Origin of the sequence: Actinoplanes sp. NPDC089786 (assembly GCF_040684855.1) — a bacterium.
GTDB lineage: Bacteria > Actinomycetota > Actinomycetes > Mycobacteriales > Micromonosporaceae > Actinoplanes.
In genome coordinates, this window is the sequence record NZ_JBFBGU010000005.1 from 107,868 (window position 1) to 131,317 (window position 23,450).

A 23,450-nucleotide genomic window follows, 5' to 3' on the forward strand; every position below is an offset into this window, starting at 1 on the left:
ACCAGGTTCGCGCCGGCCGGGCGCTGGTGCCTGACCGGACGCGAGGTCCCGGAGGGCGCCTGCCCGCCCAGAATACCGATCATGTTGCCGAGAAGCCGTCGGTGGTAGCGCGACACAAGGGACCCCGCCGATCGCGCCGGCTCGGTGGGCGCCGCGGTTGGCTCAGGGCTGGTTGGTGAGCGCGGCGGGTTCGGGCGGCAGGGGGTCGTCGTTGGCGACCGTGGCCGCGACGATCAGGGCGGCGGCGTCCTCGAGGAGTGCCGCCGGCACCGCGAAATGGTGTTGCGCGGCGAAGGCCCGCCAGGCCGCCCCGGCGTAGCTGGCGCCGACCGCCGTGGCCGCGGCGGCGATGGTGGGCAGCACGACGTTGGTGTGGTTGCGCCGGGCGTACAGGAAGCCGGCCAGCCCTCCCAGCACCAGGCGCCCGCCGAGTGGGGCGGGGCGCAGCCGGCTGGGCGTACCCGGGAGTTTGTCGGCGATGAGCTCGCCCGCCGCGCCCGCCGCCGCCGCGGCCCTGACCCACGGGTTGCCGGTTCGTTGGGCGAGGGCGGCGAGAGGGGTGGCGCTGCGTGCGCCGGCGGCGGCTCCGAGGAGCGCGGCGCGGGCAATGACGTCGGTACGCACGAACGAGCCCGTACCCATCATGATCCGGACCAAAACCCCGATCCGCCGGACCGAACCGGCAGCGAAGCCGCCGGGCCGAACCTGGCGGCTGAGCTGCGGACCGTACCCGGCGGCTAGGTGGCGGGCGAACCCGGCGGCTGAGCGGCGGGCCGGGTTCGGCGGGTCAGCTGCCGGTGACGATCAGGACGATCGCGGCGGCCGAGGCGGCCAGGCCGGTGCGCTGGCTGCGGTTCATGCGTTCGTGCAGGATGATCGCGGCCAGGGTGACCGTGACGGCGGGGTAGAGGCCGGTCAGTACGGCGGCGATGGTCAGCTGCCCGGCGCCGGTGGCCAGCAGGAACAGCAGGTTGCCGCAGGAGCCCAGGAAGCCGCAGGCGCCGCCCCAGCGGAGGGCCGCGCCGAGGGGGAGGGGGCGGCCGGCGCGCCGCATCGAGCGGATCTGTGGCGCCGCCACGGCCAGGACAACGATGAGGGCGACGACCTGGCCGGGCAGCAGCGGCCAGGCCCCGCCGTCGGCGCCGGCCCGGTCGAGGGCCACGAACAGCACGCCGAAGCCGACGCCGGCCCCGAGGCCGTAGCCGATGTCGGCCGGTCGGAAGGCGCCGCCGTCGGAGGACCGGGAGGCCAGGGCCACGGCGGGCAGCGCCAGCAGGATGCCGGCCCAGCCCCACCAGGTCAGCCGGTCGCCGGCCAGCAGGCCGACCACGGCGGGCAGCGCCGCGGTGATCACCGCGCTCAGCGGCGCGACGACGCTCATCCGGCCGACGGCCAGGCCGCGGAGCAGGCAGGCGTTGCCGATGCCGCTGCCCAGGCCGCTGATCGCCCCCCACAGCAGCACGTGCGGGGTCGGGGTTCCGCCGATCGCCAGCACCGAGACGACGGCGGCCAGGACGCCGACGATCTGCACGGCGATCGGGATCAGGGCGGGGTGGGAGCGGCGGCCGCCGAGGCCGCCGACGAAATCGCCGACGCCGTAGCTGAGCGCGGCGAACAGGGCCAGGGCGACGGTCACGTCCCCAGGTCTACCAGGTGGCTCAGGTCAGCCGATCACGGACGGCCGACCAGAGGCGCCGGCCCAGCCGGGTACGCCGGACGAACCGGAACCGCCGCGCCGCGATGCCGAGCAGCCGCCGGGCGGGGATGGCCCGCCGGGGCGCGGTGAGCCGGCGGTACGTGGTGGGGGTGACGTGGCGTACCGCGTCCGGCTGGAGGGTGTGTGTGGCGACGGCCAGGGTGGTGAACTGCTGGAGCAGCGACGACCGCCGGTGGCCCGCAGGGGCGCCGCCGACGCAGTCGCGCAGGGCCTCGCGGACGGCGGCGGGCCGGATGATCGCGGTCAGCGGGCCGCCGGTGGTGTCCAGCAGGTCGCTGATGGCCGGCACGCCGTCGCCGTCCCAGACGGCCGTGGCGGTCGACCGGGTGACCGCCCGGCCGCTGACGAACGGCACGTCCGACCATTCGGGGATGAAGCGGTCGAGGACACCGCGGTGCAGCGTCCACGCCCGCTTCTCGGGGGCGGTCAGCGCGAACGACGCGGCCGCGAACGCCGGTGAGAGGAACGGGGTGAACACGCCGAACAGGTACGCCGAGGTGTACCAGCGGCGGACCCGTTCGACCAGGTAGACGTAGTCCACGATGGCCTGACCTTCGAGGCCGAGGGCGTCGGCGCGGTCGGCCACGGCGGCGATGCGGGCGCGTTCGGTGGCGTGCGCGTCCGGGTCCATCGTGCCGGCCGGGACGGCGCTGGTCAGGTGGCTGACGGCGGTCCGCCGGGCGACGTCCCGGTCCAGGTCGGTGGCGGGATCGGCCGGATACCAGTACGCGACCGCGAGTTCGCCGCCGGCGCCGCTGATCGACGCGCCGCGCGGGGTGGGCAACTGGCGCGCGGCGGCCCGGCGCACCACGTACGTGGACGGGAACTGGAAGTCGTAGAGATCCTGCAGGCGCCGGGTGCGGTCGGCCAGCTTCACCCCGAGCACGTCGGCGGGGGCGGCGACGTGGGCCAGCCGGTGCGGCGGCTCGATCCCGTGTTTCGCCCGGGCGATCCGCATCAGTTCCTGGGCCGTCTCGCCCTCGGCCGGCACATCCACATTGGTGGAGAAGCCGACCGGCCGGCCGGTGGCCAGGAACGCCGCCGCGATCACCCGGGAGTCCTTGCCGCCGGACAGGCCGATGGTGATGTCGTCGCCGTACAGGCCGTCGATGCCCTTGGCCGTGGCCAGCAGGCCCTCGGTGGCGAGGGCGACGGCGGCGTCCGGCCCGGCCGCCCGCGCGGCCAGGCCCGAGGCGACCACGTCGTCGACCGACCGCCGCCGCGATGAGGTCACGGTCCAGCCGCCGTCCGGGCGCCGGGCGCCGGTGAACCGCTCGCCGGGGCTGATCAGCCGCACGCCGCGGATGGGGGAGCGGTCGCCGCCGAAGTGCCCGCTCGCGGTGTACGAGCACCAGCCCTCGACGTCCGGCTCACGGGCGCCCCAGAGGAACGCGGCGAGCAGGCTGGGCCGGTCGGCGAAGGCGGTGACACCGTTCGCGGTCGCGGTGAACAGCCGTCCCATGCCCAGCCAGTCCTGCTGGATCGCGAACCGCTCGGCACGGTCGACCGCGATCAACGTGAAGGGTGGCACCACGTCGGCGTGCACGTCTTCGCCGGCGAGCAGCCGCCCGGCCAGCCGGACCGGGCCGCCGGAGGTGTCGAGCCCGACCGGCAGCCCGAGCGACACCGCGGTGATGCCGTCGCCGGTCGCGACGACCGGCCACCGGAACGGTCCCGGCGGCGCGTGGCGCACCCGCACACCCCAGTCGTCGCCGCCGATCTCGTGGCGCCGATATTCATCGGGGATCAACGGCGCCGCGGCGGCCGCGTGACGCTCGATCCATTCAACCGCAACCGGTTTCTCGGCGAACCACGCCATCACCCCGTACACGCGGCCGGACAGTAGTGGCGGTCGCAAGATCAAGTCAATCGACGTCCGCCAATGGATCTACCCCGCTTCGGAGCCGTCGGCCATGCGCAGGATGGTCACGTGGCCGCGGTTTCCGACGACGGCGATCAGGCCGGAGGCGACCGCCATCGCGGCGGGTGGCGTCCCGTCGCCCGGCCGGTGCCACCAGATGTCGCGATCGGCGCCGAGCGCCGTGAGTGAGCCGTCGGTGGCCGCCACCACCAGGGCCCGGCTGTCCTCGGAGAACGCCAGGGCGGCCGGCGCGGGGGCGCGGTGCCGGATGCCGGCCACCCGTTCGAGTTCGTGGTCGACGATCTCGATCAGGCCGTCCTCGTGCGCGAGGGCCAGCAGGCTGCCGGAATGCGCCGAGGCGACGACCCGGCCGGTCAGCAGGCGCGACTTCGCGAACTGGGTCGCCGGGTTCCACATCTCGAGGTGGCCGAGGTGGGAGACCAGGACGGTGGCGGAGGCCCAGCCGTACGCGGCGATGACCAGCCCTTCGATCGACCGGCCCCGGCGCGCCCGCGGGGTGCCGTCGGTGTCCCACACCGTGATGTGCCCGACCGAGGTGGCGCCGAACAGCCGTTTGCCCTCGGACAGCCAGGCCAGGTGTTGCGGCCGTTCCCGCGAGCCGGGCATCGTCGCGGTGAGCTGGGGCGGGCGGTCGTCGACGACGCGCCAGCCGGCCACGCTGCCGTCGGCCGAGATGGTCGCGAGCAGGGCCACGGCGGCGGGGTTCCAGGCGGCCACGGTGATTCCGCCTCCGCCGCTCAGGGCGCCCATCTGGACCGGGCGGCCGGGCGACGACGTGTCCCAGAGGATCAGCTCGCGGCTGGGCGATCCGAGCGCGAGCCGGTTCCCGTCCCCGCGGAATGCGATCGCGATATTTCGATCGGCGGACAATGGCCCCTCACACGCGAGAACATGTGACAAGTGAGCCGCCGCCACGGCAAACATCTGTCGGGTCAGATTGCGGATTCATATTCGAGCATGATCATGGCATTGGCAAGGGCCGATCATCGGGTTGCCTCGAAAGGCCGAATTATTGAGGTGCGTACTCGCGCAGGCCGGTGAGCAGGGCGCCGAGGCCGCGCTTGGCGTCGGCGAACAGCATCGAGGTGTTCGGCAGCGCGTACAGCTCGTTGTCGATGCCGGCGTAGCCATGGCCCAGCGAGCGCTTGATGACGATGACGCCGCGAGCCCGGTCGACGTCCAGGATCGGCATTCCCGAGACGGCGTTGCCGGGCCGGCGGGCGGCTGGATTGGTCACGTCGTTGGCCCCCACGACCAGCACGATGTCCGTACCCGGGAACGCGGGGTTGATCTCCTCGAGGTCCTTGAGCTGCTCGTAGGGCGCGTCGGCCTCGGCCAGCAGCACGTTCATGTGACCGGGCATCCGGCCGGCCACCGGGTGGATGCCGTAGCTGACGTGCACGCCACGCTCGGCCAGCGCCCGGGCCAGCGCGACCACCTCGTGCTGGGCCTGCGCCGCGGCCAGGCCGTAACCCGGGACCACCACGACCTTCTTCGCGTACGCCAGCTGGAGCGCCGCGTCCTCGGCGGTGATCTCGCGGACCGGCGCCCCGCCGACGGCCGCGGGGGACTCGTCGCCGGTGCCGTAGCCACCGGTCAGGATCGAGCCGATCGACCGGTTCATCGCCGTGGCCATGAGCTGGGTCAGGATCGCGCCCGCGGCGCCGACCAGGGCGCCCGCGATGATCAGCGGGCTGCTGCCCACGATGAACCCGGCCATCGCGACGGCCGTGCCGGTGCAGGCGTTGAGCAGCGAGATCACCACCGGCATGTCGGCGCCGCCGATCGGCAGGGTCAGCAGCACCCCGGCGGCCAGCGCCGCGACCGCGATCCCGCCCAGCGCCGCGACGCCGCCCCGGCCGGTCAGGTGCAGCCCGGCCAGCGTGACCGTGGCCAGCGCGAGCAGCAGCGTGATCCACCGCCCGCCGGGCACGATCAGCGGCCGGCCCGGGATCAGCCCGGCGAGCTTGCCCGAGGCGACCAGGGAGCCGCTCAGGGTCAGGGCGCCGATGACGAGGTCGAGCACCGTCGTGATCAGGGCCGTGGCGTGCCCGAGCGCGTCACCCAGGGCGATCAGGGCGGCCGCGCCGCCGCCGACCGCGTTGAACAGGCTGACCAGCTGGGGCATGGCGGTCATCTGGACCCGGCGGGCGGCGATCAGCCCGGCCACGCCGCCGGCGGCGACGCCCGCGGCCAGGGCGACGACCGCGCCCGCGGTGATCTGGCCGCCGTGGACCAGCACGGCCACCGTGGCCAGGACGGCGACGCCCATCCCGGCCGCCGACACCTGGTTGCCGCGGCGGGCGGTGGCCGGCGCGTTCATCAGGTGGAGCCCGATCACGAAGCAGCTCGCGCAGGCGAGATAGACCAGGTGGACCGTGGTGTCGAAGCCGCTCATGACCGCGCCTTCCGGCCGGTGCGGAACATGGTCAGCATGCGGTCGGTGACCACGTAGCCGCCGGTGACGTTCATCGCCGCGAAGGCCGCCGCGACGAACACGACAACATACCCGGCCAGGGAGCTCGTGGTGGCCGCGAGCAGCATCACGCCGACGATGACGATGCCGTGGATCGCGTTGGCGCCGGACATCAGCGGCGTGTGCAGCGTGGCCGGCACCTTGCTGATCACCTCGAAGCCGACCAGGACGGCCAGCACGAAGACGGTGATGTCGGCCATCAGCAGCGCGCTCATGACGCCACCCCCTCGGCGACCGGGCTGATCAGCAGGGCGGCGTGCACCTCGTCGGCCGGGTCGATCGGGAGCGTGGCGAGAAGGGCACAGACATTTCTCGAGTACGCCGCGGAGGCCGCCTCCGGAACCCGGGCGGCCAGGTCGGGCGCCCGGACGATGGTGACGCCCGGTGAAGAGGCATCGGCGACGTTGCCGCCCACGTCGACGACGACCGCGCCGGGTCGCAGCTTGGCGATCGCCGACGCGGTGACGAGCAGGGGAGGCCGCCCGCCGAAGACCTGGGCCGCGGTGATCACGATGTCGAAACCGGCCACCGCCTCGTCGAGCGCCCGCCGCTGCTCGGCCGCCTCCTCGTCGGTCAGGCGCCGGGCGTAGCCGCCCTCGCCGGTGGCCGCCGGGGCGTCCAGGGTGAGGACGGCCGCGCCGGTCGAGGCGATGTCGGCGCGGGCGGCGGCCCGGACGTCGTACCCGGTGACCACCGCGCCCAGCCGCCGGGCCGTCGCGATGGCCTGGAGTCCGGCGATCCCGGCGCCGAGCACCAGCACCCGGGCCGGGCGGGTGGTGCCGGCCGCGGTGACCAGCATCGGCAGGAAGCCGCCGTACGCGTCGGCGGCCAGCAGCGCGGCCTTGTAGCCGGCCACATTGGCCTGTGACGTGAGCGCGTCCATCGCCTGGGCCCGGCTGAGCGTGCGGGGCAGCCGGTCGAGGCTGAGCGCGGTCACCCCGGCCGCGGCCAGCCGTTGTGGCGCCCCGGGATCGTCGAGCGGGCCCAGCAGCCCGATCAGCGTCTGTCCGCTGTGCAGCGCGTCGAGGTCGTCCGGTGGGCGCAGGCACAGCACGATGTCGCTGTCGGCGTATACCTGCGCGCGGCCGGCGACCCGGGCGCCCGCCGCCGCGTACGCCTCGTCCCGGTGCCAGGCGCCCGCGCCGGCCCCGGTCTCGACGACGACCTCGTGACCGGCGCCGCGCAGCCGGCCGACATCGGCCGGCACCAGCGCCACGCGCCGTTCCCCGGGGGCCGTATCGCGGATCACGCCGATCGTCGTCATGGACGCTCCGTTCGCCGCGGGCCTGAACCTTCGTTAAGTAGAGAGGCAACACCCGCGGGGCGCGTGGGTCAAGCGGTCACCTCATTCGGCCAGGCTCGGCGCCCGTCGCGACCACCGGTGCTGATCAAGCTCCTCGACGATGAAGCCGGCCAGGTCGGCGCGGGTGATCCGCAGGCCACCGGGCGGCATCTCGTTGTCGCCGACCCGATAGGCGCCGGTGGCCGGGCGGTCCTGGAGGTACGTCGGGCGGACGAACGTCCAGTCGAGGTCGGTGGCGCGCACGATGTCCTCCATGCGCCGCATGTCGGCGTACAGGTCCTTGGCGATCGGCCGCACCAGGTAGCGGTACCACCAGGAGAAGTTCGGGTCGTCGGGGCGCACGCCGACCGAGCTGATCGTGAGCAGCCGGGTGACGCCGGCCGCCCGCATCGCCTCGATCGTGGCTCGCGCGCCCGCCGAGTACAGCCCGTTCGACCGGCGTCCGGGTGGTCCGATCGCCGACACGACCACATCGTGACCGCGGATCGCGTCCCGCAGGCTCGCCGGGTCGCGCACGTCGGCGCGGACCTCGTGAGAGAGATTCGATGGGGTACGGACGGCAGCGGTGACCTGATGGCCGGCCCGCGCCGCCTCCTCGACAATCAGGCGACCGGTACGCCCGGCGGCCCCCAGAACGACGACACGACTCATGCCCGAACAGTGACCCCGGCCGTCAACCTCCACTGTGTCCGGCCGGGCCACCGATGCCCTCGATGGCGAGCGTGACCAGCCGGGCCGCGTCGGTGGCGTCGCGGGTGGCCAGCGAGACCGCGTTGGCCACGGTCAGCAGGTCGTCGATGGCGACGTCGGCCCGGACGTCCCCGGCCGCCTGGGCCCGCCGCATCAGCGTGCCGCCGGCGTCGCGCAGCATGACCTCGCAGTCGCTGACCGCGGGCGTCGCGTAGAGCATGGCCTCGGCCAGCCCGCGGGTGGTCGCGCCGAACACGGCCAGGTCGCGCAGCCAGCCGGCCAGCGCCCGGCCCGGATCGGCGGCCGTGCTCAGCTCGCGGGCCTTCGCGCAGAGCACCTCGACGCGGTCGTGGAACACCGCCTCGAGCAGCGACTGGCGCGAGGGGAAGTGGCGATGGAGCGTGGCCGAGCCGACGCCGGCGTCGCGGGCGATCTTCTCCAGCGAGGCATCCGCGCCGGACCGGGCGATCTCGGCCTCGGCCGCCGCCAGGATCTGGTCGTAGTTGCGTTTCGCGTCGGCTCTCATGTGTCCGAGATCCTAGGTCGTTGACAAGTGGGGTGCCACCCCAGTTAAGTGGGGCGGTACCCCATTTCAACCGGACGAGGGAGCGACGATGAAGCGTGTGGTGCTGGTGACCGGGGCGAGCAGTGGCTTCGGGCGGCTGACCGTGGAAGCGCTGGCCGACCGCGGTCACCGGGTCTTCGCCGGGCTGCGGGACGTGCGGGGGCGCAATGCGAAGGCGGCCGCGGAGCTCACGGCGTACTCGCCGGATCTGACCGTCGTCGAGCTCGACGTGACCGATCAGGCGGCGGCGGACCGGGCGGTCGCGGCGGTGCTGGACGACGCCGGGCGGCTGGACGCGGTGGTGAACAACGCCGGGATGATCTTCGCGGGGCCGGTCGAGGCGTTCACCGACCAGGAGGCGGCGCGGCAGCTCGACGTGAACGTGCTCGGGGCGCTGCGGGTCAGCCGGGCCGCGTTGCCCCAGCTCCGGCGGCAGAGGAGTGGCGTGCTGATCCAGATCGGATCGATCGCCGGGCGGGTCACCGTGCCGTTCTCGGGGCTGTACGCGGCGAGCAAGGCGGCGCTGGGCAGCCTGACCGAGGCGTGGCGGCACGAGCTCGCGCCGTTCGGGGTGGAGTCGGTGGTCGTCGAGGCGGCGCCGTACCCGACCAGCATCGGCGCCAACGGCGCGTTCCCGGCCGACGCCGAGCGGATGGAGCCCTACGGCGCGGCGCTCGGCGGTTTTGTCGCCGCCATCACCACCCGCTCGGCGGAACACGGCGGCGACGCGCGCGAGGTGTCCGACGCCGTGGTGGCGCTGGTCGAGACCGCGGACGGCGAGCGACCCCCGCGGGTCGTGGTCGCCCCGCCGGTCCAGGTCGCGGCGCTGGGTTCGTTGAGCCAGGCGGCCGAGGAGACCGCCCGGATCGTGGCCGGGGACATGGGTGTCGGGGCGTTCATGTAATTTCCGGAGGACCTGATCGAGGAGCTCATGATCACTCCACACCGACGCGCGAATTGCTCACTCTCCGGTGATGACGAACGTGCCGTGGCTGTGTATCCTCGGGCCGCATGAGTGACTTCGAGCAGGTGCCGGCCCTCCGGTGCTGTGGTCGCCGATCGACTCTCTGTGATGGCCGCTCTCGCTCGTAGGGCTGGTTCTTACCTATCCATGGCACTCGGGCCCGCGCCAGATGCTGATATACCGCAGAGCAGTGCCGCCGAGGGCCCGCGGCGCGCGTTGGTTATCCTCGGCTGCTGGATTTGCTGCTCGTGACGGCAACCCGCCGTGGCCGCGCGCTCACCGGCAACGCAGCGTCGTGAGTGGGGACAAGCTGGACGGCGCGGCTCGGGCCACGCCGACACGGAAGGAACCGCACGTGACGCTGGGAATCACGATCTATGGCTGTGAACGGGACGAGGCCGTCCTGTTCCGGTCGGCGGCGCCCCGGCTGGGCGTGGTACCCACCATCACGGACGAGCCGATATGCGAGGCCAACGTCGCCCTGGCGCACGGCAACCGGCACATCAGCGTCAGCCACAAGACGAGGATCACCAACGCCACGCTCGACGCGCTCAAGCAGGCCGGCGTGGAGTACATCTCGACCCGGAGCATCGGTTTCAACCACATCGACATCGCGTACGCCGCGTCCGTCGGGCTCGCGGTCGAGAACATCGTCTACTCGGCCGACAGCGTGGGCGACTACACCCTGATGCTCATGCTGATGGCGGTGCGGAACGCGAAGTCGATCATCCGGCGGGGCGACATCCACGACTACCGGCTGCACGACGTCCGCGGGCGGGAACTGCGCGACATGACCGTCGGCGTGGTCGGCACCGGGCGCATCGGTTCCGCGGTGATCGACCGGCTGCGCGGGTTCGGCTGCCGGATCATGGCGTACGACAGCAACGCGGCCAACCCCTTGGTCAACGCCACCCTCGACGAACTGCTCCAGCAGAGCGACATCGTCACGCTGCACACGCCGCTGCACGCCGACACGTACCACCTGCTGAACCGTCAGCGCATCGAGCAGATGAAGCCCGGCGCCTACGTCATCAACACCGGGCGCGGCCCGCTGATCGACACCGAGGCGCTGATCTCGGCCCTGGAGAACGGCAAACTGGGCGGCGCGGCGCTGGACGTCCTCGAAGGCGAGGAAGGCATCTTCTACGCCGACCGCAGCCGGACACCCATCGAGAACAAGTCCCTGCTGCGGCTGCAGGAGATGCCGAACGTGTTCGTCAGCCCGCACACGGCGTTCTACACCGATCACGCCTTGAGCGACACTGTTGAAAATTCCATCAGGAACTGTCTGAAGTTTGAAAGCGAGAATCAGCGTGGCTAGGACGAAAATCGGAATCCTCTTCGGCGGCCAGTCCGAGGAGCACCCCATCTCGATCAAGTCCGCGCAGGAGGTCGCCAAGAGTCTCGACCCCGAGAAGTACGAGCCCTTCTACGTCGGGATCGCGAAGGACGGCGCCTGGAAGCTCTGCGACGCCCCCGGCCCGGACTGGGAGGCCGGCAACACCCGGCCGGCCGTGCTGTCGCCCGACGCCAGCGTGCGCGGACTGCAGATCCTCGAGGAGGACGGCTACCGCACGGTCGAGCTGGACGTGGTGTTCCCGGTGCTGCACGGCAAGATGGGCGAGGACGGCGCGATGCAGGGCCTGCTCGAGCTGTCCGGCCTGCCCTACGTGGGGTGCGATGTGCAGAGTTCCGCTCTGTGCATGGACAAGTCCCTGGCCTACGTCGTGACCAAGGCGGCCGGGATCCCGACCCCCAAGTTCTGGATCGTCACGCCCAGCCAGGGCATCGACGCCGACCAGCTCGACTACCCGGTGTTCGTGAAGCCGGCCCGGTCGGGTTCGTCGTTCGGCGTCAGCAAGGTGACCAGCAAGGAAGAGCTGAGCGAAGCGCTGGCCGTCGCGCGGCAGTACGACTCGAAGGTGCTGATCGAGGAAGCCGTCGTGGCCAGCGAGGTCGGCTGCGCCGTGCTGGGCAACGGCACCGATCTGTTCGTCGGCGTGCCCGACCGGATCGCGCTGTCCCACGGCTTCTTCCGGATCCACCAGGAGGAGAAGCCCGAGGAGGGCTCCGAGAACTCCACCTTCGTCGTCCCGGCCGACATCTCCGAGGCGCTGATCAAGCTGGCCCAGGAGACCGCGAAGGCGATCTACTCCGCGCTCGGCTGCCGGGGGCTGGCCCGGGTGGACATGTTCCTCACCGAGGGCGGCGACTTCATCCTCAACGAGGTCAACACGCTGCCGGGGATGACCTCCTACAGCCGCTACCCGCGGATGATGAAGGCGGCCGGGCTCTCGCTCGGCGACGTGATCGACCGGCTGGTGTCGGCGGCGCTGGCGGTCAAGTCCGATGGAAACTGACTTCTCCTACGTCGACGAGGCCGTGCCCGGCGTCCGCTGGGACGCCAAGTACGCCACCTGGGACAACTTCACCGGCAAGCCGGTGGATGGTTACCTGGTGAACCGGATCGTCGGCTCCAACGCCCTGTGTGAGGCCCTCGCCGCCGCGCGGGACAAGGCGGCCACGCTGGGTTTCGGGCTGCTGCTCTGGGACGGCTACCGCCCCCAGCGCGCCGTCGACCGCTTCATGCGGTGGGCCGAGGAGCCCGACGACGACCGGATCAAGCAGCGGTACCACCCGCGGATCAGCCGGGCCGACATGTTCGAGAAGGGGTACGTGGCCACCAAGTCCGGCCACACCCGCGGCAGCACGGTCGACCTGACGATCTACCACCTGGCCACCGGCGAGCTCACGCCGATGGGTGGCGACCATGACCTGATGGACGAGCTCTCCCATCACGGCGCCGAGGGGGTCGGGCCGGACGAGGCGCGGAACCGCCAGCAGCTGCGCTCGATCATGGAGTCCGCCGGGTTCCTGGCGTACGCCAACGAGTGGTGGCACTACACCCTCGAGAACGAGCCCTACCCGGACACCTACTTCGATTTCCCGGTCGAGTAGCTCGGCTTGTCCCTCTACAGCTCGCGGCGCCTGCAGGCGCTTCGGATGATCGTCACCGGCGGGGGCACCGGCGGACACACCTACCCCGCGTTGACGACGATCCAAGCCCTGCAGGCCCGGCTGGCCGAGATCGGCACCACCCCCGAGCTGCTGTGGGTCGGTGTGGCCGACGGCCTCGAGGCCAAGATCGCGGCCCGCCACGCCATCCCGTTCCGGGCGGTCACCACGGGCAAGCTCCGCCGCTCGTTCCAGCCCCGTGACCTGGCCCGGAACGTCGTCGACGCGTTCCGCATCCCGCTGGGCATCCTGCAGGCCGTGATCACGGTGGCGCGGACCCGGCCGGCGGTGGTGTTCAGCACCGGCGGGTTCGTCTCGGTGCCGATCGGGCTCGCCGCCGCCCTGTTCCGCGTGCCCTACCTGATGCACGAGCAGACGCTGGGCGTCGGCCTGGCCAACCGCATCCTGGCCCGGGTCGCCACCCGAGTCCTGCTCAGCCACGAGGCCTCGCTCGAACACCTGCCGCCCCGCGCCCGCAGCCGGGCCGTCGTCACCGGCAACCCGATCCGGCCCGCCGTGCTCAACGGCGACCCGGCGAAGGGCCTGGCCGCGTTCGGCCTCGACCCGGCCGTGCCCCTGCTGCTGGTGACCGGTGGCGCGATCGGCGCCCAGCAGGTCAACACGATGCTGACCGGCGTGCTGCCCGGTCTGCTGGAGCACTGCCAGGTCGTGCATCAGTGCGGCAGCCACAGCTACGTCGCGATGCAGCAGGTCGCCCGCGAGCTTCCGGCCCACCTCGCCCACCGCTACCGGGCCGTCGACTTCATCCACGACGAGATGCCCGACCTGCTGGCCGCGGCGGCCGTGGTCGTGGCCCGCAGCGGCGCCGGCACCGTGGCCGAGCTGACCGCGCTCGGCCAGGTGTGCGTCCTGGTCCCGTACCCGTATGCCGCCGGCGACGAGCAACGCGTCACCGCCCGCCGCCTGGCCGAGGAAGGCGCGGCCATCATGCTCGACGGGGACACGGCGACCCCGGAGAACCTGTACGCGAGCGTCCTCGGCGTGCTGACCGACCCGGCCCGCCGCACCGCGATGTCCGCGGCCGCCTCGGCCCGGGGCCGCCGGGACGCCGCCGCCCGGGTCGTGACCGAGATCCTGACCGCTACCGCGAGCCCGGCGGGTTCGACCTAGGGCCTTTCCTGTCGATCAGCCGAGAGCCGCAGCCCCGGTTGATCGACAGGACAGGCCCTAAGCTGGCCGCATGGAATTTCCGCGCGGACTCGAGGCGTTTTCGCTGGCCGGCAAGAAGGCTCTGGTCACCGGTGGTAACCGGGGCCTCGGCTATGCGTTCACGCGGGCGCTGGCCGACTGCGGCGCGTCGGTCGCGTTCGTCGGGCGTAACGCCGGCGCGAACCAGGAGGCGGTCGAGCGGCTCGCCGGCGACGGCCTGCACGTACACGGCATCAGCGCCGATCTGACCCGCGACGACGAGGTGGAGCGCGGCGTCGACGCCGCGGCCGACCTGCTCGGCGGGCTCGACATCGTGGTCAACAACGCCGGCGCCTGCTTCCACAACCCGGCGGTGGAGGCCACCGACGACGAGTGGCAGCAGGTGTTCGACCTCAACGTGCGCGCGGTGTGGAAGGTGAGCCTGGCCGCCGGTCGTCATCTGCGCGCCGGTGGCGGTGGCAGCATCGTCAACATCGGCTCCATCTCGGGCCTGATCGTCAACCGGCCGCAGGCCCAGGCGCCGTACAACGCCTCCAAGGCCGCCGTCCACCAGCTCACCAAGTCGCTCGCCGCGGAGTGGGCGCCGGACCACATCCGGGTCAACGCCGTGGCGCCGGGTTACGTGAAGACCGAGATGGCGCCGGTCGACCGGCCCGAGCTGCGCCGGATGTGGATCGAGGACGCGCCGCAGCAGCGGTACGCGATGCCCGAGGAGATCGCGCCCACGGTGGTCTACCTCTGCTCGCCCGCGGCGGCCTTCGTCACCGGCTCGGTGCTGGTCATCGACGGCGGCTACACCGTCTACTGACCGAGCTGCGCACGGAGGGCTCCGGCCTCGGGGACGCCCAGGTGGGCATAGAGCGTGAGCGCCCGTTCCCGGTGCTGCCGGGCCTCCCCGGGGTGGCCGAGCGCGTCGTGCGCCGCGCCGAGCCCGGCGTACGCCCGGGCCTGCTGTTTGGGGTCGCCGGTGTCCTTGGCCGCCGCCAGGGCCGCCGCGTGATGGGCCAGCGCGTCGTCGGGCCGCCCGTCGGCCAAGGCCGCCTCGCCCAGCCCGTTCCACGACCACTGCTCCCCGTCCCGGTCCTTGACCTGCTGAAACAGATCAAGAGCCTGGCGGTGGTACGCCTCCGCGGCGGACGGGTCGCCGAGGCGGGTGTGCACCGATCCCAGGCAGTCGAGCGACCAGGCGACGCCGTTGTGGTCGCCGAGCTCGCGGAACCGGGCCAGCGCCCGTTCGTACTGCTCGCGGGCGGCCTCGACCTGGCCCAGCTGCATCGCCACGTCGCCCAGGTTGTTGCGGGTCGCGGCCTCCTGGTCGGGGTCGTCCGCGGCCAGGGCGGCGTCGAGGGCCCGCTCCAGATGCGCCCGGGCCTCGTGGGCCCGCCCGACCCGCAGCTCGGCCGACCCGAGATTGATCAGGCAGCGCATGATCCCGGGGCCGTCGTCCAGCCGCTCGTACTCGGCCAGGGCCCGGCGCAGGTGGCCGGCCGCCGACGCGAACCGGGACCGCCGATGCTCGACGGCGCCGAGGTTGGCCAGCGCCCGGGCCGCGCCGGCCGCGTCACCGGCCCGCTGGTAGAGCAGGCGGGCCTGCTCGATCTGGTCCATCGCGGCGGCGTACCGGCCCTGGCGCACGCTGGCGATGCCCAGCCCGCGCAGGTTCTCGGCCTCGGCCGCCGGGTCGCCGAGCCGCCGCGCCGCCTCCAGCGCGAGCGAGTGCACGACCCCGGCGTCGACGTGCCGGCCGCCGACCAGGTAGCGGCCCAGGGTCTGCGACAGCCGCACGGTGTGACCCGGCCAGCCGTGCGTCGCCGTGTACGCGGCCACCGCGGCGAAGACCGGCAGCTCGGTGTCCAGCCAGCGGGCCGCCACCTCCCGTTCGGCCAGGTCACCGAGGGGGACCGGGGAGGGCGGCACGCTGAGCCGGCCCTTCGCCTCGGCCGGGTAGACGGTGTCCATCGCGGCCGCGGCGGCGGCCAGGTAGTAGTCGAACAGCCGGTCCAGCGCCGCCCGGCGGTCCGGCGCCGGCAGCTCGGCCACGGCTCGCTCCACCGCGTACGCCCGGAGCAGGTCGTGCATCCGATAGCGACCGGGACCGTTCTCCTGCACCAGGTGGGCCCGGGCCACCGCGGCGAGCGCCCGCCGCCCGGCCGGCACGTCGGTCCCGGCCAGCGCGGCCGCCGCGGCCGGCCCGAACTCCGGACCGGGATGCAGGCCGAGCAGCGCGAACAGGTGCCGAGCGGGCGGCGCCAGATGCCGGATCGACCACGAGAACACGGTCGACACCGCGGCCCGCGGATCGTCGCCGGTGTCGAGGACGGCGAGGCGGCGGCGCTCGTCGCCCAGCTCCTCGACCAGGTCGGCCAGCGGCAGCCGCGGCCGGGACGCGGCGAGCTGAGCGGCGATCCGGATCGCCAGCGGCAGCCGCCCGCACAGCTCGGCCAGGGTGGCGGCCATCTCCGGCTCGGCGTCGACCCGCTCGCCGGCCAGCCCGCGCAGCAGCCGCAACGCGTCGGGCCGCGGCAGCAGATCGAGGTCGAGCCGCCGGGCGCCGTTGACCGCGACCAGCCCGGCCAGCGCGTCCCGGCTGGTCACCACGACCAGGCAGGAGCCGCTGCCCGGCAGCAGCGGCCGCACCTGCTCGGCGCTGGCCGCGTTGTCGAGCACCAGCAGCATCCGGCGGCCGGTGGTCAACGTCCGGAACCGCGCCGCCCGCTCCTCGACGTCACGCGGCACCGCCTCGCGGGGAACGCCCAGCGAGCCCAGCAGCCGGGCCAGCGCGTCGCCCGGCGACACCGGCTCACCCGGGTCGTAGCCGCGCAGGTCGATGAACATCTGGCCGTCCGGGAAGTGGTGGCCGGCCCGGTGCGCCCAGTGCACGACGAGGGCGGTCTTGCCGATCCCGGCCGTGCCCGCGACCGCCGAGACCACGATCGGCCCGGCGCCGGACAGCGTCTGATCGAGCTGGTCGAGCTCGCCGGCCCGCCCGACGAAGGCCGGCACGTCGGCCGGCAGCTCGGCGGGCGCCCCCTCGACCGCCGGTTGCAGCGCCAGCCCGACGAACTTCTCGCGCTCGGCGCCGGCCAGGCCGAAGGCGTCGGCCAGCAGGCGCACCGAGCTCGGCCGGGGGATCCGCCCGCTGCCCGACTCCAGCATCCGCAGGGTACGAACGCTCAGGCCGGTGCGCGACGCCAGTTCCTCCTGGGTGAGCACCAGCCGTCGCCGATGCTGCGCCACGAGTCGACCGAACACGCCCACTTGATACCACGCCGGCTCAGAAAAACTGGCGAGCGCGTGCAACCCTTTCGCCCGCGGCAAGCCTCTTAGCGCGACGGAGGGAGCACAACGGAGTGGACACCGATGACTCGGACAGTTTTCGCGAGTTCGTCCGCAACCGATTCGATCAATTGCGGGCCCTTGCCTTTGTGACGTGTGGCGACTGGCAGACGGCGGAGGACGCCACCGCCGGGACCCTCGCCAAGCTGTATCGGCGCTGGCACAAGGTCACTGTCCCGGACGCGTACGCCCGCACCATGGTGGTTCGCGCGGCGATCAGCGAGAAGCGGAAGCCGTGGCGGCGCGAACGCTCGTACGGCGCCGCGCTGCCGGACGTGGCGCTGCCCGACCACGCCGGCGCCATCGACGAACGGCTTCGTCTGCACGCCGCGCTGAGCAGGCTGCCGACGCGGCAGCGCGCGGTGCTCGTCCTGAGGTTCCTCGAGGGCCTCAGCGTCGAGGAGACCGCCGAGGTCCTCAAGTGCCGGCCGGGCACCGTCAAGAGCCAGAGCTCACGAGGGCTGGCCACGGCGCGGGCCCTGCTGGCCGCCGAAGACATCACCCTGCACGACGAGGACGAAGGGAACGAACGTGTCGTATCACATGCGGGACGTCTTGAAGTCGCTGGAGAGCACGCCGCCGCCTCCGGCCCAAACCACCACCGATGACATCATCGGCCGGGCCCGCCGCGCCCGGGCCTGGCAGAGCGTCGCCCTGGGATCGGGCGTGGCCGCCGTTCTCGCCGTGGCCGTCGCCGTCGGCGTGACCACCCTGGGTGGGCCCGGCGGGGCCGGGCCCGGCGGCGTGCCGGCGGCGGGTCAGCCGACACCCCAGTCGTCGTTCTCCCCGCCGCCGGCCGAGCGGATCGATCCGCCGCTCCCGGTCAAGAAGGTCAGCTTCAGCACCGACCTCGGCGCGTACCGGGTCGGCGCCTTCCGGATCGGTCCCGCGGCCAAGATCACCGACGGCTACGTCGAGCTGCCGGTCTACCACGACGGGATCACGCTCGGCGAGGGGTCGACGTACCCGCTGGCCGTCGCGACGATCACCGTCTACGACAAGGACGTGTACGACACGAGCACGTTCGGTGGCGCCGGTAACGCGACCCTGATCATCGGCGATCATTACCCGATGACCGTGGGTGGCCGGGAGGCCCTGGGCCGGGACTGGACCTACATCTCACCCGTCGACGAGTCGAAGAAGCGCGTCATGGCCGCCCTGGCCTGGCAGTATGACGACGGCGCGTGGGCCACGCTGCTGCCCAACTACGGCGGTCCGGACCTCCCGCGCGACCAGGCGGCGCAGATCGCGGCCGGCCTGACCACGGCGGGCAAGCAGGACCTGAGGGTTCCGTACCGGTTCGGGTACCTTCCCGATGGCTGGCAGGCGGTCGCGGTGCGGCAGACCCCGGCCGACACCAGTGAATTCGTCTCGGAGGTCTTCCTGCACCAGGGCCCGGTCGCCGATCCCGCCACCCGCATCGACGAGGTCCTGCCCGGCCACCTGCAGATCACCGTGCTGAAGGGGCTGGACCCGGGCAAGGCCGATTACACCGACAAGGAGGGCGTGCACTGCACGCCCGGCCGGGAGAGCTGCGCCGTCGTCCACGACGACTACCGGATCGGCCTGCACGGTAACGGCTCCACCCTGTCGGACGCCGAGATCAAGAAGATCGCCGAGGGCCTGCAGTTGCGGGACCTGGCCGACCAGAGCAAGTGGGCCAAGGTCGACTTCTGACCACCGCCGGGCCGCCCGCTCCGCCGGAGCGGGCGGCCTACTCTTGGCCCGTGCACCCCGGAGAACCTCACGACCAGGCCATCTTCACCCGGCTCAGCTGGCTGCGGGCCGCGGTGCTCGGCGCCAACGACGGCATCGTGTCCACCGCCGGGCTGGTGCTCGGGGTGGCCGCCGCCACCACGGCCACCGGGCCGATCCTGACCGCGGGCGTCGCCGGGCTGACCGCCGGGGCGGTGTCGATGGCGCTGGGGGAGTACGTGTCGGTGAGCAGCCAGCGCGACACCGAGCGGGCGCTGCTCGACAAGGAGCGCGGCGAGCTGGCCGACTTCCCCGAGCAGGAGCTCGACGAGCTGGCGGCGCTCTACGAGGCCAAGGGGCTCACGCCGGCGACCGCGCGGGTGGTGGCCGAGGAGCTGACGGCCCGGGACGCGTTCGCCGCCCACGCCGACGCCGAGCTGCACATCGACCCGGACGAGCTCACCAGCCCGTGGCGGGCGGCCGGCGCGTCGGCGCTGGCGTTCACGGCCGGCTCGCTGCTCCCGCTGATCGCGATCCTGTTGCCGCCGGCCTCGGCGCGGGTCCCGGTGACGTTCGTCGCGGTGGCCGTCGCGCTGACCCTGACCGGCTGGCTGAGCGCGCGGCTGGGCGGGGCCGCCACCCGGCGGGCGATCACCCGGCTGGTCGCCGGCGGCGCGCTGGCCATGGCGGTCACCTACGTCATCGGCCACCTGGTCGGCACCGCGATCGGCTGAAGCACTCAATGCCGCGGGCGCGGCAGTGGGAAGGGCAGCCGCGGCGGCGCCGGATGCCTCGGCACCTTCCGGATCACCGGGTGGCGCTTCCGCGGGACGGCCCGGGGCTTCGCCTTCGTCGCGGTCTTGGTGATCTTGGCGACGGGCGTGGGCCGCGTGTGCTTGGCCGTGATCATCGTCGCCGGCCCGAGCACGGACAGCTCGGAACGGCAGGCGACGTCGTTCAGCGTGAACGACTGCGGCAGCGTGGCCGCGTCGCCGTAGGTCGCGGTGAACGAGCTGGTGGCCGCCTTGCCCGGCGCCAGCGCGTGGCCCCGGGCCTGGACCACGTCGCCGGACTGGCGCAGCCCGGACCCGCCGGCCAGCCGCTGGTCGCCGGGCATCTGGAAGGCCAGCGTCCACGCGTCGATCGCCTCGGTGGCGGTGTTGGTCACGGTCACCGTCGCCGCCGCGCTGCCCTCACCGACCACCCGCATCGTGTAGCTGACCTGGCAGCTCAGGGGGACGGGGGCCGCGGCCGGGCGCTCCTGCGCGGTGGCCGGCCAGCACATCACGCCCACCGCCAGGGCCGCGGCCAGCACCGCGCCGCCGGCGGCCAGGCGGTGCCGCCCGGGCCAGGCCAGTGCCCGCCGGTGCAACGGGAGCAGCACCGGCGCGGTGCTGACCGGCTCCGTCGGCACCTCGGTGTTCACGTCGGCCGCGTCGCCGCCCGGCTCGCCGAGGCCGGTCAGCAGGGTCAGCGGCGGCAGGCCGGCCGCCTGGCGCAGCACCCGGGCCGCGGTGATCGCCGGCGGCCGGTCCGACGGCGCCTTGGCCAGGCACGTCCGGACCAGGTCGGCGACCTCGGCGGGCAGGCCGGGCACGGCGGGCAGCGCGGCCGGGTCGCGGTAGCGGTGGGCGCGCAGCATCTGGGTGGTGGTCGACGCGTTCCACGGCATCCGCCCGGCCAGCATCATGTAGAGCAGCAGGCCCAGCGCGTACACGTCGGTCGCGGGCCGGACCATCCCGCTGCTCAGGCGTTCCGGCGCCAGGTAGGCCGGCGTACCGAAGATCTGCCCGGCCTCGTTGTCGCGCTCGCCGACCGCCGCGGAGATGCCGAAGTCGACCAGCTTGACGCCGCCGGCCGAGACGATCACGTTCGCGGGCTTGACGTCGCGGTGCACGACGCCACGGTCGTGCGCGGCGGCCAGGGCGGCGGCGACCTGCGTGCCGACCAGCATGGCCAGCCGCCAGGGGAGTGGACCGCCGCTGAGCAGGGCGTTCAGCGGGCGGCCCTGGACCAGCTCCATGACCACGTACGGCATGGTCACGCCGTTGCTCTGGGTCTCGCCGTAGTCGTACACCTCGACGACGTTGTCGTGGCGCAGGCCGGCCGCGGCCCGAGCTTCGGAGTACAGCCTGGTCAGCGCCATCGGGTCGGCCGAGACGTCGGCGGAGAGGACCTTGACGGCCACCTCGCGCCCGAGCACCTCGTCGTCGGCGCGCCACACCACCGACATCCCGCCGCTGCCCAGCGGCTCCCGCAAGCGGTAGCGATCGCCGATCGTCTGCCCCTGCCTCACGGTCGACCGCATGCCCACCGTGGACAGATCGCAAACTCGTTGACTGCTGATTGCAGAGATATCGAATTGCGGTGATGGGATGGGCGCGTAACGTCACCGGCCATGAGAACGCAACCAAAGAAGGGCCTCGCCGTCTTACTGGCGGTGCTGGTCGGGTCGGTCGGTGCCGCGGCGCCGGCGTACGCGGGGGGCGCCGGACCCACGCCCGGGTCGGCCGGGCTCGGTGACCGGCTGTATCCGCTGCTCGGCAACGGCGGCTACGACGTGCAGAACTACGACCTGCATGTGACGTACCCGGAGAAGGATCCGAAGCAGACGGTGACCGGTGACGTGACGATCACGGCGCTGGCCACCCAGAACCTGTCCCGGTTCAACCTCGATTTCGGCGGCGACTCGGTCGGCGTCGTCCGGGTGAACGGCGACCGGGCCGAGTTCACCCGTCAGGGTGACGAGCTGGTCATCACCCCCAGGCGCCACCTGCCCAAGGGCCAGCGCTTCCGGGTGCGGGTGAGCGGTTACACGGCGACGCCGATCGAGGCCAACGCCAGCTCCCCGGCCGGCTTCGTGACCACCACCGACGGCACGTTCATGGCCGGGCAGCCGGACCAGTCGCACAACTACTTCCCGAGCAACGACCACCCGAGTGACATGGCGACGTACACCATCGCCCTGACCGCTCCGGTGGGCTGGCTCGCCGTCGCCAACGGCACGCATGTCAGCGACAAGCGCGACCACGGGTACGTCACGTCGACCTACCGTGAGGCCAAGCCGCTGGCCAGCGAGCTGATCCAGGCCGCGGTCGGCGACTTCGTGCTGCAGAAGCGCCCGCCGGTGAACGGCATCGCGATCCGCGACGTCGTCCCCCGCCGGCTGGCCGACGACCTGCTGCCCAAGGCCGAGGTCGAGCGCTCCCAGCTGACCTGGATGATCGACAAGGTCGGCAAGTACCCGTTCGAGAACTACGGCTCGCTGGTCGTCGACACCCGCCTGGGCTTCGCGCTCGAGACCCAGACCATCTCGCTGTACGACACCAGCCTGTTCGCCCGGCCCAAGTACATCCTCGACCCGATCATGCTGCACGAGCTGTCGCACATGTGGTTCGGCGACAGCGTCGCGCCCAGCGAGTGGAGCAGCGTCTGGCAGAGCGAGGGCCACGCCACCTGGTACGAGCTGGAGTACGCCGAGGAGACCGGGGTCTTCCAGCAGTACACCCGCACGCCCAACCGCGAGGCCTACTTCAAGCAGGTGTACGCCGAGGGCGACCAGCTCCGCAAGGACTACGGCCCGGTCGCCCGGCCGCTGAAGGCCGACGTGATCTGGGACGTCTTCAACCCCAACGTGTACGACGGGGGAGCGCTCGTCCTCTACGCCCTGCGGCAGAAGGTCGGCGAGCGTGACTTCCAGCGCATCGAGCGCGAGTGGGTCAAGCTGAACCGCGGCAAGTCGGTCGACACCCACGACTTCGTCAACCTGGCCTCCGCGGTCTCCGGCAAGAACCTGCGCCCGTTCCTCAACGACTGGCTCTACGGCACCACGACGCCGCCGATGCCCGGTCACCCCGACTGGACGGTCGACCCGGCCGAGGCGGCCGCGGCACCCGCCGCCGCCACGGCAAGGCACCGCTGATCCGAACCGGGGGTGGCGACCGGCAGCTCGTCCGGTCGCCACCCCCGGGGCTCACTCCGAGACCTCGGTGCGGCGCCACTCCTGCCACGAGCCGCCACCGCAGGTCCACATCTGGACCTTGTCACCGTTCTGGTTCGGGTTGCCGCCGGCGTCGTACCGCGCGTCCAGGCACAACTGGTTGCCGTACAGACTCCTGATCCGGCGGGTGTTCCGCTCGAACTGCCAGAGCTGGTTGGCCGCGCCGCTCTCGCAGTTCCAGATCTGGACGGGATCGCCTTCGACGTTCGGGTTGGTGCTCCCGTCCGTCCTGGCGTCCAGGCACCGCGTCCCGCCCCACCAGTTCACGATCTTGAAGACCGGATTGCCGTTGTGGGTGCCGGCGGACTGGAACTCCCACCACTGCCAGTAGTTGGTCGGCTCGCAGGTCCACAGCTGCACCCGGTCGCCGTTGTGGCCCGGGTTGCTGGTGGCGTCGTTCACCGCGTCCAGGCACAGCCGGTTGCCGAACTGGTTGTGGAGCCGCTGGTAGTAGGGCGCGGCGGCGGCCGGTGCCGACAATCCCAGCAGCACGGTCACCCCCATGAGAGCCGCTGCTGCGACGGCGGTGAGGCGGCGCAGGCGGCCTGACTGAACTCGAGGCATCGTCGTCCTTTCGTTTGTCGGATGTCGGTCTCCTTCGTAGTGGTCCGCCGGTTGTCCTGCTTCCGTACTCCAT

The 23,450-nt window shown here is 72.6% G+C and carries 22 protein-coding genes; 10 read left to right on the forward strand and 12 right to left on the reverse strand.

The genetic code is table 11. From position 1 onward, the window contains the following. Positions 1–162: 162 nt before the first annotated feature. From AB0O15_RS18890 to AB0O15_RS18930, 9 genes are all read right to left on the reverse strand, one after another. Positions 163–645: a hypothetical protein gene (locus AB0O15_RS18890; RefSeq protein ID WP_364319948.1), complete on the reverse strand. Its 483-nt coding sequence runs from the start codon at positions 643–645 to the stop codon at positions 163–165. 142 nt (positions 646–787) lie between these two features. Then, positions 788–1,636, reverse strand: a complete 849-nt coding sequence (locus AB0O15_RS18895) for an EamA family transporter (protein WP_364319950.1) — start codon at positions 1,634–1,636, stop codon at positions 788–790. A 22-nt stretch (positions 1,637–1,658) separates the two neighbouring features. Next, the gene (locus AB0O15_RS18900; RefSeq protein WP_364319952.1) at positions 1,659–3,548 is read right to left on the reverse strand and encodes a hypothetical protein; all 1,890 of its coding nucleotides are present in this window, start codon (positions 3,546–3,548) and stop codon (positions 1,659–1,661) included. 57 nt (positions 3,549–3,605) lie between these two features. Continuing rightward, positions 3,606–4,469, reverse strand: a complete 864-nt coding sequence (locus tag AB0O15_RS18905; RefSeq protein WP_364319954.1) for a WD40 repeat domain-containing protein — start codon at positions 4,467–4,469, stop codon at positions 3,606–3,608. Positions 4,470–4,608: 139 nt separating this feature from the next. After that, complete coding sequence (locus tag AB0O15_RS18910; RefSeq protein ID WP_364319956.1) at positions 4,609–5,997, reverse strand: NAD(P)(+) transhydrogenase (Re/Si-specific) subunit beta; 1,389 nt, start codon at positions 5,995–5,997, stop codon at positions 4,609–4,611. Beyond that, complete coding sequence (locus AB0O15_RS18915; RefSeq protein ID WP_364319958.1) at positions 5,994–6,290, reverse strand: NAD(P) transhydrogenase subunit alpha; 297 nt, start codon at positions 6,288–6,290, stop codon at positions 5,994–5,996. Before AB0O15_RS18915 ends, AB0O15_RS18910 begins: the two co-directional genes overlap by 4 nt. Then, positions 6,287–7,339, reverse strand: coding sequence for an NAD(P) transhydrogenase subunit alpha (locus AB0O15_RS18920; RefSeq protein ID WP_364319960.1), 1,053 nt, complete (start codon positions 7,337–7,339; stop codon positions 6,287–6,289). Before AB0O15_RS18920 ends, AB0O15_RS18915 begins: the two co-directional genes overlap by 4 nt. Positions 7,340–7,420: 81 nt before the next feature. After that, the gene (locus tag AB0O15_RS18925) at positions 7,421–8,029 is read right to left on the reverse strand and encodes an SDR family oxidoreductase (RefSeq protein WP_364319962.1); all 609 of its coding nucleotides are present in this window, start codon (positions 8,027–8,029) and stop codon (positions 7,421–7,423) included. A gap of 22 nt (positions 8,030–8,051) precedes the next feature. Beyond that, positions 8,052–8,594 (reverse strand): helix-turn-helix domain-containing protein, encoded by a 543-nt coding sequence (locus tag AB0O15_RS18930; protein ID WP_364319964.1) that lies wholly within the window; start codon positions 8,592–8,594, stop codon positions 8,052–8,054. Positions 8,595–8,682: 88 nt separating this feature from the next. Here AB0O15_RS18930 and AB0O15_RS18935 point away from each other — a divergent pair, with 88 nt between their 5' ends. The 6 genes from AB0O15_RS18935 to AB0O15_RS18960 all read left to right on the forward strand — a co-directional run bounded on the left by AB0O15_RS18935 (position 8,683) and on the right by AB0O15_RS18960 (position 14,590). Further along, entirely contained in the window at positions 8,683–9,537 is an 855-nt protein-coding gene (locus AB0O15_RS18935; protein WP_364319966.1) for an SDR family oxidoreductase, read from the forward strand. Between the two features lie 415 nt (positions 9,538–9,952). Further along, positions 9,953–10,918, forward strand: a complete 966-nt coding sequence (locus AB0O15_RS18940) for a D-isomer specific 2-hydroxyacid dehydrogenase family protein (protein WP_364319968.1) — start codon at positions 9,953–9,955, stop codon at positions 10,916–10,918. Further along, complete coding sequence (vanA, locus tag AB0O15_RS18945; protein WP_364319970.1) at positions 10,911–11,957, forward strand: D-alanine--(R)-lactate ligase; 1,047 nt, start codon at positions 10,911–10,913, stop codon at positions 11,955–11,957. Before AB0O15_RS18940 ends, vanA begins: the two co-directional genes overlap by 8 nt. Continuing rightward, the gene (vanX, locus tag AB0O15_RS18950) at positions 11,947–12,555 is read left to right on the forward strand and encodes a D-Ala-D-Ala dipeptidase VanX (protein ID WP_364319972.1); all 609 of its coding nucleotides are present in this window, start codon (positions 11,947–11,949) and stop codon (positions 12,553–12,555) included. Before vanA ends, vanX begins: the two co-directional genes overlap by 11 nt. A 6-nt stretch (positions 12,556–12,561) precedes the next feature. Then, complete coding sequence (locus AB0O15_RS18955; protein ID WP_364319974.1) at positions 12,562–13,743, forward strand: UDP-N-acetylglucosamine--N-acetylmuramyl-(pentapeptide) pyrophosphoryl-undecaprenol N-acetylglucosamine transferase; 1,182 nt, start codon at positions 12,562–12,564, stop codon at positions 13,741–13,743. Between the two features lie 70 nt (positions 13,744–13,813). Continuing rightward, complete coding sequence (locus AB0O15_RS18960; protein WP_364319976.1) at positions 13,814–14,590, forward strand: glucose 1-dehydrogenase; 777 nt, start codon at positions 13,814–13,816, stop codon at positions 14,588–14,590. Here AB0O15_RS18960 and AB0O15_RS18965 read toward each other — a convergent pair. Next, positions 14,584–17,034, reverse strand: coding sequence for a tetratricopeptide repeat protein (locus AB0O15_RS18965; protein WP_364319978.1), 2,451 nt, complete (start codon positions 17,032–17,034; stop codon positions 14,584–14,586). The genes AB0O15_RS18960 and AB0O15_RS18965 overlap by 7 nt on opposite strands. A gap of 98 nt (positions 17,035–17,132) precedes the next feature. On the opposite strand from AB0O15_RS18965, the gene AB0O15_RS18970 reads away from it, so the two are divergent. The 3 genes from AB0O15_RS18970 to AB0O15_RS18980 are packed head-to-tail and all read left to right on the forward strand — an operon-like array spanning position 17,133 to position 19,547. Beyond that, entirely contained in the window at positions 17,133–17,726 is a 594-nt protein-coding gene (locus tag AB0O15_RS18970) for a SigE family RNA polymerase sigma factor (RefSeq protein ID WP_364319980.1), read from the forward strand. Next, on the forward strand, positions 17,662–18,795 hold the full coding sequence (locus AB0O15_RS18975; protein ID WP_364319982.1) for a hypothetical protein: 1,134 nt from the start codon (positions 17,662–17,664) through the stop codon (positions 18,793–18,795). The genes AB0O15_RS18970 and AB0O15_RS18975 overlap by 65 nt, the downstream gene beginning before the upstream one ends. 50 nt (positions 18,796–18,845) lie before the next feature. Further along, positions 18,846–19,547, forward strand: coding sequence for a VIT family protein (locus tag AB0O15_RS18980; RefSeq protein WP_364319984.1), 702 nt, complete (start codon positions 18,846–18,848; stop codon positions 19,545–19,547). A gap of 5 nt (positions 19,548–19,552) precedes the next feature. Here AB0O15_RS18980 and AB0O15_RS18985 read toward each other — a convergent pair whose 3' ends face one another. After that, on the reverse strand, positions 19,553–21,109 hold the full coding sequence (locus tag AB0O15_RS18985) for a serine/threonine-protein kinase (RefSeq protein WP_364319986.1): 1,557 nt from the start codon (positions 21,107–21,109) through the stop codon (positions 19,553–19,555). A gap of 102 nt (positions 21,110–21,211) precedes the next feature. On the opposite strand from AB0O15_RS18985, the gene AB0O15_RS18990 reads away from it, so the two are divergent. After that, entirely contained in the window at positions 21,212–22,735 is a 1,524-nt protein-coding gene (locus tag AB0O15_RS18990; protein ID WP_364319988.1) for a M1 family metallopeptidase, read from the forward strand. Between the two features lie 51 nt (positions 22,736–22,786). Here AB0O15_RS18990 and AB0O15_RS18995 read toward each other — a convergent pair whose 3' ends face one another. Beyond that, on the reverse strand, positions 22,787–23,377 hold the full coding sequence (locus tag AB0O15_RS18995) for an RICIN domain-containing protein (protein WP_364319990.1): 591 nt from the start codon (positions 23,375–23,377) through the stop codon (positions 22,787–22,789). Positions 23,378–23,450: the final 73 nt, after the last annotated feature.